This window comes from Lutibacter citreus (assembly GCF_003260195.1).
GTDB lineage: Bacteria > Bacteroidota > Bacteroidia > Flavobacteriales > Flavobacteriaceae > Lutibacter > Lutibacter citreus.
In genome coordinates this window covers 146235-161716 of the sequence record NZ_QEIH01000003.1, presented here as the reverse complement: position 1 = coordinate 161716, position 15482 = coordinate 146235, and the positions used below count along the sequence as shown (strand labels likewise).

General features: G+C 30.5%; 12 protein-coding genes and 1 riboswitch. Of the genes, 6 read left to right on the top strand and 6 right to left on the bottom strand.

What is annotated here, in order from left to right:
* Complete coding sequence (locus DAD81_RS06815) at positions 1-1860, bottom strand: TonB-dependent receptor plug domain-containing protein (RefSeq protein WP_111707505.1); 1860 nt, start codon at positions 1858-1860, stop codon at positions 1-3.
* Between the two features lie 22 nt (positions 1861-1882).
* Positions 1883-2088: riboswitch (cobalamin riboswitch) on the bottom strand.
* A gap of 66 nt (positions 2089-2154) precedes the next feature.
* Between DAD81_RS06815 and cobU the strand changes: the two genes are divergently transcribed.
* From cobU to DAD81_RS06785, 6 genes are read left to right on the top strand one after another with little or no spacing between them, the layout of a single operon-like run.
* Positions 2155-2658, top strand: a complete 504-nt coding sequence (cobU, locus tag DAD81_RS06810) for a bifunctional adenosylcobinamide kinase/adenosylcobinamide-phosphate guanylyltransferase (protein WP_111707504.1) — start codon at positions 2155-2157, stop codon at positions 2656-2658.
* Between the two features lie 8 nt (positions 2659-2666).
* The gene (cobT, locus tag DAD81_RS06805; protein ID WP_111707503.1) at positions 2667-3710 is read left to right on the top strand and encodes a nicotinate-nucleotide--dimethylbenzimidazole phosphoribosyltransferase; all 1044 of its coding nucleotides are present in this window, start codon (positions 2667-2669) and stop codon (positions 3708-3710) included.
* 6 nt (positions 3711-3716) lie between these two features.
* Positions 3717-4475, top strand: a complete 759-nt coding sequence (locus DAD81_RS06800) for an adenosylcobinamide-GDP ribazoletransferase (protein WP_111707502.1) — start codon at positions 3717-3719, stop codon at positions 4473-4475.
* The gene (locus DAD81_RS06795) at positions 4460-5008 is read left to right on the top strand and encodes a histidine phosphatase family protein (protein ID WP_157961093.1); all 549 of its coding nucleotides are present in this window, start codon (positions 4460-4462) and stop codon (positions 5006-5008) included. The genes DAD81_RS06800 and DAD81_RS06795 overlap by 16 nt, the downstream gene beginning before the upstream one ends.
* A 9-nt stretch (positions 5009-5017) precedes the next feature.
* Positions 5018-6136, top strand: coding sequence for an ABC transporter substrate-binding protein (locus tag DAD81_RS06790; RefSeq protein WP_111707500.1), 1119 nt, complete (start codon positions 5018-5020; stop codon positions 6134-6136).
* A 7-nt stretch (positions 6137-6143) separates the two neighbouring features.
* Positions 6144-6707, top strand: a complete 564-nt coding sequence (locus tag DAD81_RS06785) for a cobalamin adenosyltransferase (RefSeq protein ID WP_111707499.1) — start codon at positions 6144-6146, stop codon at positions 6705-6707.
* A gap of 129 nt (positions 6708-6836) precedes the next feature.
* On the opposite strand, the gene DAD81_RS06780 is transcribed toward DAD81_RS06785, so the two are convergent.
* From DAD81_RS06780 to rocD, 5 genes are all read right to left on the bottom strand, one after another.
* Positions 6837-10262 carry a MopE-related protein gene (locus tag DAD81_RS06780; protein ID WP_111707498.1) on the bottom strand — a complete coding sequence of 1142 codons (3426 nt, stop codon included), beginning with the start codon at positions 10260-10262 and terminating at the stop codon, positions 6837-6839.
* Positions 10263-10318: 56 nt separating this feature from the next.
* Positions 10319-10939, bottom strand: coding sequence for a porin family protein (locus DAD81_RS06775; protein ID WP_157961092.1), 621 nt, complete (start codon positions 10937-10939; stop codon positions 10319-10321).
* Between the two features lie 83 nt (positions 10940-11022).
* Positions 11023-11541, bottom strand: a complete 519-nt coding sequence (locus DAD81_RS06770; RefSeq protein ID WP_111707496.1) for a T9SS type A sorting domain-containing protein — start codon at positions 11539-11541, stop codon at positions 11023-11025.
* A gap of 634 nt (positions 11542-12175) precedes the next feature.
* The gene (typA, locus tag DAD81_RS06765; protein ID WP_111707495.1) at positions 12176-13945 is read right to left on the bottom strand and encodes a translational GTPase TypA; all 1770 of its coding nucleotides are present in this window, start codon (positions 13943-13945) and stop codon (positions 12176-12178) included.
* A gap of 278 nt (positions 13946-14223) precedes the next feature.
* Positions 14224-15459, bottom strand: coding sequence for an ornithine--oxo-acid transaminase (gene rocD, locus DAD81_RS06760; protein ID WP_111707494.1), 1236 nt, complete (start codon positions 15457-15459; stop codon positions 14224-14226).
* Positions 15460-15482 lie beyond the last annotated feature (23 nt).

The window sequence follows — 15482 nt, the reverse complement described above, 5'->3', positions numbered from 1 at the left end:
TTAAAATTTATAGTTTATGTTTATATTAAAATTCCTATTAGGCATTGGTCTACTTGGTAAAACTTGATATTCTTTATTAAATACATTGTTTACTTTTACTCCAAAGCTTAAATCTTTATTTTCTTTTTGAATTAATTTATAGTCTACTCCTATATTCCCTACATTGTAATATGGTACAGTATAATTATTTAAATTATCGGTTGTTGTATAGACTTTGCCATTAAATAAATGCTGATAAAATGCACTTACTCTTTTATAGGTATAACTAAAGTTTCCGTTTGTTAAATGTTTGGGTACATAAGTTAAATAGTTATTAGTACTCTTATCTTTAGCAATGGTATAACTGTAATTAAGGGTAAAATTAAAAAGGTGTTTATTAATATTCTTGTTTACAGCAGCAGTAAATTCTATACCTTTATTAACCGCTTCTGCAACATTAATTGGAGTCCAATCGTTTGGTTTTTCTGGGTCTACTCCGGGAGTCCAAACAATTTTATCTTTAGAATTTATATAGTAAACTCCTAAATCTAACTTAAATTCATCGGTTTTATAACCTAAACCAAACTCACCTTGTAAGGACGATTCAGGAATTAAATCTAAATTACCCAAAGCTGGCCAATACAAATCGTTATACGTTGGAACTCTATAATTTTTAGAACCATTTAACCTTATAAAAGTATTTCTTAAAGGTTTTAACTCTGCCCCTAAAGCATAAACAAATGGAATTTTATAATCTGAATTATAATCTTTTCTAATCTTAGCATTTATTGAAGCAATGTTTTCAATCTGTTGCGTATAAATTAGCGATTGTGAGAATTGTTTTCTGTTTTTCTCTTCAATTTGATCTGTTTTTCCAAAAACAGACTCTAGTTCTGAAAATGTTTCAACAATAGAATTTGGAGAAATTTTATAATTAAAATCATATTTCAACAAATACCTTTTAGATTTCCCAAAACTGTAATCATCATATTTTTTATCTGCAAAATATCTATATTCCTGAGTTAAATATGCAAATTTAACTGCGTGGGTAAATTCATTTTTATGGTAGCTATATTCTAGTAAATTTCTAAAATTTAAATCTTTATACTTTTCTTTAGCTGCAGAAGGATTTGGAAGTGTTCCCGAAAACTCACGATTTCCTTTGTATTTAGTAGAAAAAATACTCAGTTTACTAAAGTTATTTAATTTATAAGCAAAACCTAAACTAAAACTTAAGTTATCATAAGCTCCATTTTCATTTTTTAAATTATCTGTACCTAACCACTTATAATCGTTATCAGATTTGTTATAAGAAACACCAAATTTAGCTGCTATTTTTTCACTTCCAAAGGAAAATTTATATAAATTATTATACGTATCAAAACTTCCAACCGTTGAAACTAATTGGTTTTTTAAATAATTTCCAAAGTGAAGTTGATCATTTAAATGAACCGTTCCTCCAATTGCTCCAGAACCAAATTCAATACTTCCACCACCGCTTCTAACATTAATATTATCAATTAAATTAACAGATAATGCATTAAATCCTATTTGTCCGTTATTAATTGAATTTATATTTATTCCGTTCCAAACAACTGCGGTATTAGAAGCACTTGTACCTCTAAAACTAGCAGAACTTGTTCCTCCAGAACCATATTCTTTAATATAAATTGGAGAATTAAATCTAAGCAATGAAGTAAAAGACTCTGTGTTTTTTAAAATTATTGAATCATTTAAAGAAATTACTTTATACCCTTTTGAGTGCTGATATAATTTTACCGAATTTAAATTTACAAGCTTTAACTGTTGAATACTATCTAGCTGAGCAAAAGTTTTGCTGCTAATTATAAAAATAAAAATAGTTAAAAAGTATTTTATCATAATAACCTTTCTCCCGAAAGTTTTAATTAATCTGATTCTGGCAGGTCTCCTGGCTCGCGTTTTGTTATTTACCTTCCCGTTTGGTTTAACAGTGGTTTAAGTTTAATAACAATCATCGAATAATCGACTAAGCTTACAGTTGCGGGAACAGCATTGGCATTTAACCAACTTCCCTTTTAACTCGTTCTAAATTAATAGATTTCGAGAACCATAATCAGCTGTAAAAATAATTAAATAAGATTAATTAGTATCATATTTTCATTAAAATATTACATTTGCCAAAAATTTTAATCTATGATTTACTATATAACAGGTGGTGAACGATCTGGAAAAAGTAGCTACGCTCAGAAATTAGCTGAGGGTTTAAGTAATAAACCTTACTATTTAGCAACTTCAAGAATTTGGGATGAAGATTTTAAAAAAAGAGTTGAACGTCATAAAAATGACCGAGATGAACGTTGGACAACTATTGAAGAGGAAAAAGAAATTTCAAAAGTAATTCCTGAAAATTCTGTTGTTGTAATAGATTGTGTTACTCTTTGGCTTACAAATTTATATTTCGACTCAGAAAACAATGTAGAAAAAGCATTAGAATTAGCTTCAATTGAAATTGAAAATCTATCTAAAATAAATGCTGAAATTATAATAATTTCTAATGAAATTGGAATGGGTGTTCACGCTCAAACACACGTTGCAAGAAAATTTACTGAATTACAAGGTTGGACTAACCAACGTATTGCAAATAAAGCAGATAAAGCCATTTTTATGGTATCTGGATTACCACTTACACTTAAATAAATAACCTTATGAAAGCATTCAACATTACCCCTACTAACAAAGATTTTCTTAAAGAAATTAAACATAAAATTGACAATAAAACAAAGCCTTTAGGATCATTAGGAACCTTAGAAATTATAGCTCAAAAACTATGCTTAATTCAAAATACATTATCTCCTAAATTAAGTAAACCTACAATGCTTGTTTTTGCTGGAGACCACGGTATTGTTAACAGTTACCCTGTTAGTTCTTGTCCACAAGAAGTAACTCCTCAAATGGTTTTAAATTTTTTAGAAGGTGGCGCTGGTATTAATGTTTTTTGTAAACAACACGGTTTTGATTTAAATGTTGTAGATGCTGGTGTTAATTATGATTTTGAACCAAATGCAAATTTAATTAATGTTAAAATTGCTTACGGAACTAAAGATTATTCTGTAGAACCTGCAATGACAAAAGAACAAACTGAAAAAGCTTTTGAAGTAGCTGCTAAAATTGTTGCTGAAAAACACGCAAATGGTAGTAACGTAATTTCTTTTGGTGAAATGGGTATTGGAAATACTTCTTCCGCATCATTATTAATGAGTGCTGTTACAAAACTATCTATTGAAACTTGTATTGGTGTTGGAGCTGGTTTAACTGATGAAGGTTTAGCTAATAAAATTAATATTTTAACAAAAGTTCAAGAATTTCATGGAGTAAGCGAAAATCCTTTAGAAAACTTACAAAACTTTGGTGGTTTTGAAGTTGCTATGATGACTGGAGCAATGCTTAAAGCTGCCGAATTAAAAATGACATTAATTATTGATGGTTTTATAGCTACTTCTTCTCTATTGGTAGCGCAAAAAATAAATAAAAACGTTTTAGATTATTGTTTATTTGGTCATGTTTCTAATGAGCAAGGACACATAAAAATGTTAGATTATTTAAATGCCAATCCTATTTTACATTTGGGTTTACGTTTAGGAGAAGGTACTGGAGCTGTAATTGCATATCCAATAATTCAATCTGCTGAATTTTTCATAAATCAAATGGCTAGTTTTGAAAGTGCTGGTGTTGTTAACCCTGCAGATTAATTTATTATGAAAAAAGAGTTCGATATTTTTTTTACAGCTATCATGTTTTTTACACGCATTCCGTGTCCAAAAGGGATAGATCATTCTCCAGAAATTCTGAATAAAAGCACAAAATACTTTTCTTTAGTAGGTATTATTGTTGGATGTTTTGGAGCCTTAATTTATTGGGGATTTTCGTTTCTTTTTCCTCAAACTATTGCAATCCTTGTTAGTATTATTTCTACTATTTGGTTAACAGGAGCTTTTCACGAAGATGGTTTTGCAGATGTTTGTGATGGTTTTGGTGGTGGTTGGACTAAAGAAAAAATACTAACTATAATGAAAGATTCTAGGTTAGGAACCTATGGAACAATTGGCTTAGTTAGCATGTTGGTATTTAAATTCACTGGCTTAAACTATCAACCAAATCAACTAATAATTACATTAATTGCAGGACATAGTGTTAGTAGATTTATTGCGGCCATTTTATTGTACTTATATCCTTATGTGCGAGATGATATTACAAGTAAAGCAAAGCCTATGGGTCACGCTCAAAAATTTCCAATAGTTATTTGGAATGGTTTAATAGGTATAATTCCGTTGTTTTTTTATGATACTTATTGGATATTTTTAACTTTAATCCCTCCATTTATTTCAATGTTACTCTTTGGAAGATTTTTTAAGAAATGGATTGGCGGTCAAACAGGAGATTGTGCTGGAGCAACGCAACAAGTTGCAGAAGTTGTATTTTATTTAAGTGTATTGGTTTTATGGAAATTTATTTAATTAGGCATACAACACCAAAAATTGAAAAAGGAATTTGTTATGGTCAAGCAGATTTAGATGTTGATAATACTTTTGAAAAAGAAATAAATGTTATATTAAAATCAATTACTTTTGATGAAAACACTGTAGTTTATTCAAGTCCTTTAAAACGTTGTGTAAAATTAGCTCATAAATTTTCAAAAGATATTATTACTGATGACCGTTTAATGGAATTAAATTTTGGTGATTGGGAACTTTTAAAATGGGATGATTTACCAAAAAAAGAATCCAATATTTGGATGAATAATTTTGTAATAGAATCAACACCAAATGGTGAAGCTTATATAGATTTAGCTAAAAGAGCTAATGAAGTTTTTAATGAAATCACTTCTTCATCTGCAAAAAAATTAATTATTACAACGCATGCCGGAGTTATTAGAAGCATTCTTTCAAAAATAAATCACATCCAATTAAAAGATTCTTTTGATATAAAAGTTGAATACGGACAAATATTTAAACTAATTAAACAAAATAATTCTATTACCTTACTTTAAATAAACGCTATGAAATTTTTTAAATTTGCTTTTTTTTTAATTTTTACCTTAATTCTTATTGCTTCTTGCGATTCTAAAACTCAAAAAAAGATTGAGTCTAAATCCGTTTCTAATATAAAATACGCAACAGGATTTAACATATTAAAAACAAATAACAAAACTCAAATTATTATAACAGCTCCATATCCTGGAGCCACTGATAAATACGTTTTTAACTTATCTTCAGAAAAAAGTAACAAAAAAAATCATATTAAAACACCCATAAATTCTATAGTTGTAACAAGCACTACCCACATTCCTGCTTTGGAATTACTAAATATTGAAAATAAATTAGTAGGATTTCCTAATACAGATTTTATTTCTTCGGAAAAAACAAGAAAATTAATTGATCAAAATTTGGTTGTAGATTTAGGGCACCCTGAACATATTAATACAGAAACTTTATTAAACTTACAACCCGATTTAGTCATGGGCTTTGGCGTAACTAGTAATAATAAAATGTATGAAACAATTGAAAAATTTGGAATTCCTGTAATAATTAATGGTGATTGGTTAGAAAAAACACCTCTTGGAAGAGCTGAATGGATTAAACTTTACGGAGCACTTTTTAATAAAGAAAAACAGGCAGATAGTATTTTTAAAAATATAGAAAAAAATTACCTAGAAGCTAAAGAAATAGCAAAAAATTCTAAAAACAAACCTACATTTATTTGTGGTGGTCTGTATAAAGATGTTTGGTACTTACCTGGCGGAAATAGTTTTGAAGCTACTTTCTTAAAAGATGCAAACACTAATTATTTATGGAAAGATTCTAAAGGAACTGGAAGCTTATCATTAAATGTTGAAAATGTTTTTGAAAAGAGTGAAAATGCAGACATTTGGATTTCACCCGGAATGTATAAAACACTTAAAGATTTAGGCGAAGAACATTTAATTTACACTAAAATGAAAGCCTTTAACAATAAAGAAATATATTCTTACAATAATACAACAGGAGAAACTGGTGGAATATGGTATTTTGAATTAGCTCCTACCCGACCAGATTTAGTTTTAAAAGATTTGATAAAAATTGCACATCCAGATTTACTTCCAAATTATAAGTTTACATTTTATAAAAAATTGAAATAAAATAATAATGAAAAAACTTCGACCAAAATCTAATATTGATGAATTATGTTACCCTTATATTTATGAAGATTCATTACTATGTGATTATGAAATATTAACCGATGATTTAACACGCACGGTTGGTTGGGCAATTAATGATTTAGTAATTTTAAGAGCTAATTATTCTAAAAGCGAAGAACTTAAAAAATTGGAAGAAGAATTAAATTGGCTTCTACCACTTTGTTTTCATTTAAACGGATCTATTAGAGGAAAACTAGCAATTACAACTGAAGATCACGAACAACTTTTACAAAATTATAGAAATTTAAAAAAAATAACTGAAAAATCTATTTCAGGTTTTGTTCTTCCGGGTGGAGTTTCTCCTGTAGGAGTCCTAAACAAATGCTCATCTATGTGTAAACAAGCAATTAGATTAATGGTTAAAATTCACAATGAAGAGCAAAAGGAAGTTGCAGAAATATTACCAAAATTTGCAAATCTTTTATGCAATTATTTCTTCACTTCCACTGTTTTAATAAATCAAGTAACTGGATTTAAAGAAACTCCTTTTAAAAGCAAAAGTTATAAATAACTCTAAAAGTCACTCTAATATTCCTATATTTTTGACATTAAATCTTCAACGTTGCAACAAACCAAAAAAAACCAAGCATAAGCTTGGTTTTTTTTATATTAAGAAGAATTTCAAGTTATAATTTAATAACTAAAAAACACGAATTGCTCGAACACCATATAAATCAGTTCTTGGCTTACCCGAACTACTTCCAGTTGTCCATTTAATTCTACTTGTTACATTAGATACAACATAAGAACTCCAATAAGCGTTGCCAGGTGCAAGAAAATCGCTTCCACCATGTAGCGCTGCTGTAGCATTAATTAGATCCTTATTATTATACATAGATGTTAATTCATCTTGGGTAGGTAAAAACCAATCCGAATAGCCACCACCTCTATATGCTAAAGTTAAATCTACAGGAATACAAGTTAAATTAGCCGCAATCCAGTCTGTATTGGATTTTCCGAAACCTTTTCGACGATCTGCTACACCTGTGTACACACTAGTATCATTTGAGAATTTAACAGCCACACTTGTTAAATCCTCTATGGAACATACTAAGCCAAAATCTTTTACACCATCACTATTTAAATCTGTAGGTGTTGATGGCACATAAAAAACTACGCCTCCAGCTACATAATCTCCAACAACATATAAATTACCATCACAATTTTCGTCTATACTATTCCCTCCAATCTCTGCTCTTCCTGGGTTTATTGCTGAATTTGAATCATCACAATCTGTATTATTTGTTTTGAATCCTGCTCCTGGATTACTACAGTAAGAGGTTCCTACATCATTACTATCTCCGTAACCATCTCCATCGGCATCTATATAATATGTTGTATAAGTAAGCCCTTCATCAATAGAACCATTACAATTATTATCTATACCATCACAAACCTCAGTTGCTCCTGGATTTATTGCCGAATTGGAATCTTTACAATCAGTTTCTGTTCCTAACAACTCAGATAGCAAGTACCCATTGCTAGGTCTTACACAAGATACTGTACTAGAACTAGGATAACCATCTCCGTCAGCATCTATATACCACGTTACACCGGGTTTCTCATTTGCATCTGTATCATTACAATCATCTGTTCCTGTGCCAGATAACTCTGACAATAAATAACCATTAGCAGGCCTTATACATGACGACATACTTGAAACTCCATAACCATCGCTGTCCGCATCTATATACCAAGTTTCAGCTTGATTGATACTTATATCAGTATCATCACAATCTGTATTATCACTTACATAGCCACTAGGTTTAGAAACAGCAACAATAGACTCGTTAACATCTCCATATCCATCACCATCAACATCTAAATAGTATATGGTTCCACCAGCTGAGGAATCTTCCCAAGTGGGAACACCTCCACTACCAATTGTTAAAACTTGACCCGTTGTACCTCCTGTTGGTAACGAAATGTTATAAGGGGCCGCAACGGTTCCTGCTCCAGAAATTACTAAACCTGCTCCAACTTTTATAACACTATTTGCTGGTACCTTCCAAATTCCTGCACCGCTACCATCAGAAGTCCATACCTCACCACTAGTTCCTGATGTGGTAATCGCATTTTCAACTTTATTTGCCGACAATGTACCATCTGCCAAATCATCTAAATCTGCATCATAAGCCTGTACATCTGTTCCAATAGCAAGACCTAAATTCGTTCTTCCTGAAGATGCATTTAATAAATTACTTAGCGTTAAATCTGCTTTTGCATTTAACTGTGTTTGTGTTAGCGTACTAATTGGCTTATCTGCATCAGAAGTATTATCTACATTTCCTAAACCTACTTGTAATTTTGTTACTGAATGTGGATTGTCTGTTTTCGCCGCATGAGTCGCACTCGCTGCTACTGCTGTATTGGCTGTTACTCTTGCTTCGGTATAATATAAATTTGTGCCCTCAGCAATATCTGTTGTTGTTGCATCTGCTCCTGCCGTTACCAACCCTTTGGAATCATACGTAATTTTAGTTTTTGATCCTCCTGTTATAGCCACATTTTCATCTACTTTACCATCTAAGGATGTTTGTGTTAGTGTACTAATTGGCTTGTCTGCATCAGAAGTATTATCTACATTCCCCAATCCTACCTGAGCTTTTGTTACTGAATGTGGATTGTCTGTTTGCGCCGCATGAGTCGTACTCGCTGCTACTGCTGTATTGGCAGCTACTCTTGCTTCGGAATAATATAAATTTGTGCCCTCAGCAATATCAGTTGTTGTTGCGTCTGTTCCTGAAGTTACCAATCCTTTGGAATCATACGTGATTTTAGTTTTTGAACCTCCTGATATAGCTCCATTTTCATCTACTTTACCATCTAATGCTGTTTGTGTTAGCGTACTAATAGGCTTGTCTGCATCAGAAGTATTATCAACATTCCCCAATCCTACTTGCAATTTCGTTACTAAATGCGGATTGTCTGTTTGCACCGCATGAGTCGTACTCGCTGCTACTGCTGCATTGGCTGCTACTCTTGCTTCGGAATAATATAAATTTGTGCCCTCAGCAATATCAGTTGTTGTTGCGTCTGTTCCTGAAGTTACCAATCCTTTGGAATCATACGTGATTTTGGTTTTTGATCCTCCTGTTATTGATACATTTTTATCTACTTTAGTAGTAATTGCACTTGCGTTTGCTAATTCAGCTAAAGAAGCTCTTGCCTTTTCATTTGAAATTGCTGTAGCATTTTTTTCTTCGGCTATTTCTGCTCTATTTTTTTCATCTGAAATTCCTATTGTATTTACCACAATACCTGAAATATCTTGATCACCAGTGTTAATTCCAGTTGTATTGCTAATGGTTGTTGCCTGTGCTGTTGTAATACCTACTTTACCCGTATTTAACAAAATGGCAGCATTTTGATTTGTTTGTTCAGCTTCTATTGCTAAAATACTTGTTGCATTTACCACAATGCCTGAAATATCTTGATCACCAGTGTTAATTCCAGTTGTATTGCTAATAGTTGTTGCCTGTGCTGTTGTAATACCTACTTTACCCGTATTTAATAAAATGGCAGCATTTTGAGTGGTTTGTTCAGCTTCTATTGCTAAAATACTTGTTGCATTTGTTTGTTCAGCTCCTTTTGCTCTTTCACTTTCTGCTTCAATATACGCTGCATTTTTCGTAATTAATTGAGTGGTTTCCTGATTTGCAGGTTGTGGCATATACGTTAGATTCTGTTCACTTAAAGGACTAAAGTTACTACCTCCATTAAAGTCAATCCCAACTTTTAATTTCTTTGTGGTACCATCCCAAACAATGTCTGTAAAATTAGTACTGCTTGTTGGAGAACCAGTTCCTATTAAAAGATTGATCATTCCATACATATCAGTACGTGTACTGTGCTGTTCCTGATATTCTTCTGTTCCAGAAGTATTAACAATAGTAAATTGTATGGATACAGAACTATTGGCCAAAATATTATTCTGTGCGTTTTGTCCAGGTAATTCTTGTGGTTGCGGATTTAAGATTACCGCTTGATAACTAATCCCTTTGGTTTGTGAAAAACCTTGAAAAACAGTTCCTATTAATAATACTAAAAGTAGTAGTCTTTTCATAAGTTAATGTTCTAAATATTAATTTGATTATTTTAGTTTTCTTTTTTTTCTGTTACTTATCTTTTCGAAATGTTAATTAACAATCCAAATCCAATCTTGTTACTTGTAATTTTTAGTTCTGCATCTCCCGAAGCCATATCTAAACTTTTTCCATACAAATACTGTACATAAAAAGAAAGGTCTTCTGAAATGGGATGTGAAAATCCTACCCCAGCATTCATTGAAATTAAAATAGTGTCGAAATCATCATTGTTTTTTAAATCAATTACACTATTGTTAAATGTTTGAGTTCCTTGAACAAAAAATCCTGCAGATAGTGCACCTTTTACATAAACACTTGCTTTTTTAATGTGAAACAATTTATAATCGAGTCCAGCATTTAGTCCTACATAGTTTACGTTCCATTCCATATAGTTTCCTAAAGTATTGTCACTTCCAATAGCTCCATAGCTTGAATAATCCAATCCTACATTTAAATGCATATTTTTTGTAAGTATTTGACTTCTATAACCTATTGTTATATAACTGTTGCTAGTTGCTTGTATGTTTTCTAAACTATTTCCTTGGGAGTTTTTATAATCTAATGAAGTTGATGATTTTCCACCTTCTATATAAAGTTGTTGTGCTGTCGAAATTGTTCCTATTAAAAGAAGTAGCACTAAAATATTTTTTTTCATAAATAAGTTTTGATTAGATAAAGTTTGATCGTGATTTTTCGAAATAAATAGCATCAATAGTTAAAGCAACGTTTGGTTCCATATTACTTTTTAAGTATTTTTTTTACGAATTGTTTACTGTTGGCAGTTACTTTTAAAATATAACCGCCCACCATAAGGTTATTAAACTGTACTTGTAAGTTTTGATCTGCTATATAGCTTTTTGAAAAAACCAATCTTCCTAAAACATCAAAAACAGCTACTTCTACGTTGTCTGTAATTTGTTCAGAGAAAGAAATTGAAATCCCATCTACAAATGGATTTGGATATGCAATAGCTTCTAAATTTAATGGAATGGAAGTGTCCCTGATTTTTGCAAATACATTGGGCTGTATAAAACCCTGGCGAACCATATAATTAGTTGCACTAAATGTACCTATTACACTAACCTGTCCAAAACTCTGTTGCACAGTATATTGTTGATTATTTATTGCTATATTTTCTGAAGATCCGGCAACTCCTGTAGTTGAACGTACTAGATATTTATTAGAATTATTTTGAGCTTGTGTAAATTGAATAAAAAATAAAAATAAGGCATTTAGTAAAAGTAATTTTTGCTTCATCTAAAATATTTTTTTTTAAAAGAATACGTAAAACCTCTTCAAAAACATTTTATAATGAATTTGTGGAGACAGCAAGAATACTTTTAGTTAGTTACTGCGAATATAACATACTTTTATCACAATTGACATCATTCACCCTATAAATGGTGCAATTAATATGTTTTATAGGATATTATATTTTTCCTTAATTGTGTTTTTTTGTAACATTTAAAACCTAAAAAAAATATACAACTTCAATTAATAGAGAGTAATGAATTTACTTTTTTTGAAAGACTTAATTAACTATGTACCTGTACTTATTATTATATAATTTTTGTGATAAGTAAATTTGAATTTGACAGCTCCAATAATATTTTTTTAAAAATTATATTAGCGAAATTACAATTACAGATCTTAAAGCTACCTGGGATTATATTTTTGAAAATAAATTAATACCACCAGAAACAAAACGATTTGTATTAAATTATAAAAATGCTTCTTTTAAAATGAACATAAATGACTATTTGTTAATTGCAGATTTTTATAAGAGCAATTTAGATGTTTTTGGAGATTCTAAAATAGCTGTTATAACAGAAAAACCAACTTAAATCATTATTGATATAAGTTGGTTTTTTTATAATTATAAAATTAATTTTTATTTAAAATTAATTTTTCTCATTCTTAAACTTTGAGGTGTTACTTCTAAATACTCATCATCCTTAATGTATTCCATACACTCTTCTAATGAAAATTCTCTTTTAGGAGCAATATTTACAGCTGTATCTGTACCTGACTTACGAACGTTTGTCAATTTTTTACCTTTAGTTAAATTAATAGACATATCATCTTGTCTATTATTTTCACCTACAACCTGACCTTTATATATTTCTTGATTGATATCAATAAAGAAAACTCCTCTATCACCAAGCTTATCAATTGAATAAGCTGTTGCTTTCCCTGCATCTCCTGAAACTAAAGCTCCATTATTTGAAGTTCCAATTTCTCCTTTGTGAACATCAAAGCCACGTAATCTATGATTTATAATAGCCTCACCTTGAGTAGCTGTTAAAATTTTATTACGTAATCCTATTAAACCTCTTGAAGGGATATCAAATTCTAAATGTTGTAAATCTCCTTTAGGTTCCATTACTAATAAGTCACCTTTTCTAAGAGATACTAAATTAATAGCTTTACTTGCAGACTCTTCTGGTACATTAATTACTAATGTTTCATAAGGCTCACATTTTACACCATCAATTTCTTTAATAATTACTTGAGGTCTACCAACTTGTAATTCGTAACCTTCTCTACGCATTGTTTCAATTAAAACAGATAAATGCAGAATTCCACGACCAAATACATTGAATTTATCCTCTGAATCAGTATCCTCAACTCTTAAAGCTAAGTTCTTTTCAGTTTCTTTATACAATCTATCTCTTAAGTGACGAGATGTTACATACTTACCTTCTTTTCCAAAAAACGGAGAGTTATTAATAGTGAAAAGCATACTCATTGTAGGCTCATCTACCTTTAATCTAGGTAATGCTTCAGGGTTTTCTATATCAGCGATAGTATCACCAATTTCAAAACCTTCAATACCCGTAAGAGCACAAATATCTCCACTTCTTACCTTATCGGCTTGATTTTTCCCTAAACCTTCAAAAGTATGTAGTTCTTTAATACGTACTTTTTTAGTAGTACCATCTGCTTTACAAAGCATATAGTCTTTTCCTTGTTCTAAATCTCCTCTAAAAACACGTCCAATTGCAATACGACCAACAAATGATGAGAAATCAAGAGATGTAATCTGCATTTGTGGAGTACCTTCTTTATAAGGTGCTTCTGGAATATATTTTAAAATAGAATCTAATAAAGGAATAATATTATCTGTCTCATCTTTCCAATCATAGTTCATCCAACCATTTTTTGCTGAACCGTAAACAGTAGCAAACTCTAATTGATGATCACTTGCATCTAAAGCAAACATTAAATCAAAAACCTTCTCATGAACTAAATCAGGAGTACAATTTTCTTTGTCAACTTTATTTACAACAACTATAGGTGTTAAACCTAATTCAACTGCTTTACCTAGAACAAAACGTGTTTGAGGCATAGGACCTTCAAAAGCATCAACTAATAATAATACACCATCAGCCATTTTTAATACACGTTCTACCTCTCCACCAAAATCGGCGTGACCAGGAGTATCAATAATATTTATTTTTACACCTTTATAGGTAATAGAAACATTTTTTGAAAGAATGGTTATTCCACGTTCACGTTCCAAATCATTACTATCTAATAATAAATCTGTACGTTCTTTACGTTCATCTAAAATGTGTGCTTGATCAATAATTTTATCAACCAACGTAGTTTTCCCGTGATCAACGTGAGCTATAATAGCTATATTTCTTATACTTTTCATGTTCTGATTTTTAAAGCGCTGCAAAAGTACTTGTTTTATTTGGTTTATTGTAACAAAAATTCAATTATGATATTTAAAATTTTCAAGTATTTATTAAAACCTATTATTTTGATTTATAATGATTTAGTTAATTTCAATAAATATATACTAACAATTTATGGTATTTAAGTTCTTACATTGTTGTTTTAGAGTACACTTATACTCTATTAAAACATCAGTTTTCTACAAATTAAAAATGCGGCAATTGCCGCATTTTTAGTTATTTAAAATTTCTATATTTAAAATTCAGAAATTGTTTTTTTAATTATAGATACACATTCAAGTAATTGTTCTTCATTCATTACTAATGGAGGAGCAAATCTAATTATATTTCCGTGTGTTGGTTTTGCAAGCAATCCATTATCTCTTAATTTTATACAAATATCCCAAGCTGTTGAACTATCTTCAGAATCATTAATTACAATTGCATTTAACAATCCTTTACCTCTAACTAGCTTTACCAATTTATTAGAAGTTGCAAATTTTTGAAGTTCAGATCTAAATAATTTTCCTAATTTTTCAGAATTTTCTGCTAAATTTTCTTCTTTAACAACTTTAAGCGCTGCAATAGCTACTTTACAAGCTAATGGATTTCCTCCAAATGTAGAACCATGTTGCCCAGGTTTAATTACATCCATAATTTCATTATTTGAAAAAACAGCTGATACTGGATAAACTCCACCACTTAATGCTTTTCCTAAAATTAAAATATCTGGTTTTACATTTTCATGATCCACAGCTAATAATTGTCCTGTTCTTGCAACTCCTGTTTGTACTTCATCTGCAATAAATAAAACGTTATGTTTTTCACATAAAGCTTTTGCTTTTGATAAATAACCTTCAGAAGGTACATAAACTCCAGCCTCACCTTGTATAGGTTCAACTAAAAAACCAGCTATATTATTGCTTGAATTTAAAGCCTCTTCTAATGCTTTTAAATTATCATATTCTATTTTAATAAATCCTTTAGTAAAAGGACCAAAGTTTTTACGTGCATCTTCATCATTAGAAAAAGAAATAATAGTTGTAGTTCTTCCGTGAAAATTATTTTTACAAACAATAATTTCTGCTTCATTTTCAGGGATTCCCTTTTTTTCGTATGCATATTTTCGGCATAACTTAATGGCTGTTTCAACAGCTTCTGCCCCTGTATTCATGGGTAATATTTTATCAAAACCAAAAAACTCAGTTGCAAATTTTTCATATGCACCTAAAACATCGTTATAAAAAGCACGAGACGTTAGTGTTAAAGTACTTGCTTGTTCCGTTAAAGCTTTTATAATTTTAGGATGACAATGCCCCTGATTAACAGCTGAATATGCCGATAAAAAATCATAATATCGTTTACCTTCAACATCCCATACAAATACTCCTTCACCTTTGCTTAATACAACAGGTAATGGATGGTAGTTGTGAGCTCCATAATTGTTTTCTAATTCGATTGCTTGTTCTGATGATAGTGTTTCTGAAACCATCTTATTAATAAGTTTAAAATTGA

Coding starts and splice junctions, on each gene's coding strand:
- DAD81_RS06815 (WP_111707505.1), bottom strand. CDS start 1,860: ATGATAAAATACTTTTTAACTATTTTTATTTTTATAATTAGCAGCAAA.
- cobU (WP_111707504.1), top strand. CDS start 2,155: ATGATTTACTATATAACAGGTGGTGAACGATCTGGAAAAAGTAGCTAC.
- DAD81_RS06800 (WP_111707502.1), top strand. CDS start 3,717: ATGAAAAAAGAGTTCGATATTTTTTTTACAGCTATCATGTTTTTTACA.
- cobT (WP_111707503.1), top strand. CDS start 2,667: ATGAAAGCATTCAACATTACCCCTACTAACAAAGATTTTCTTAAAGAA.
- DAD81_RS06790 (WP_111707500.1), top strand. CDS start 5,018: ATGAAATTTTTTAAATTTGCTTTTTTTTTAATTTTTACCTTAATTCTT.
- DAD81_RS06770 (WP_111707496.1), bottom strand. CDS start 11,541: ATGAAGCAAAAATTACTTTTACTAAATGCCTTATTTTTATTTTTTATT.
- DAD81_RS06775 (WP_157961092.1), bottom strand. CDS start 10,939: ATGAAAAAAAATATTTTAGTGCTACTTCTTTTAATAGGAACAATTTCG.
- rocD (WP_111707494.1), bottom strand. CDS start 15,459: ATGGTTTCAGAAACACTATCATCAGAACAAGCAATCGAATTAGAAAAC.
- DAD81_RS06780 (WP_111707498.1), bottom strand. CDS start 10,262: ATGAAAAGACTACTACTTTTAGTATTATTAATAGGAACTGTTTTTCAA.
- DAD81_RS06795 (WP_157961093.1), top strand. CDS start 4,460: ATGGAAATTTATTTAATTAGGCATACAACACCAAAAATTGAAAAAGGA.
- DAD81_RS06785 (WP_111707499.1), top strand. CDS start 6,144: ATGAAAAAACTTCGACCAAAATCTAATATTGATGAATTATGTTACCCT.
- typA (WP_111707495.1), bottom strand. CDS start 13,945: ATGAAAAGTATAAGAAATATAGCTATTATAGCTCACGTTGATCACGGG.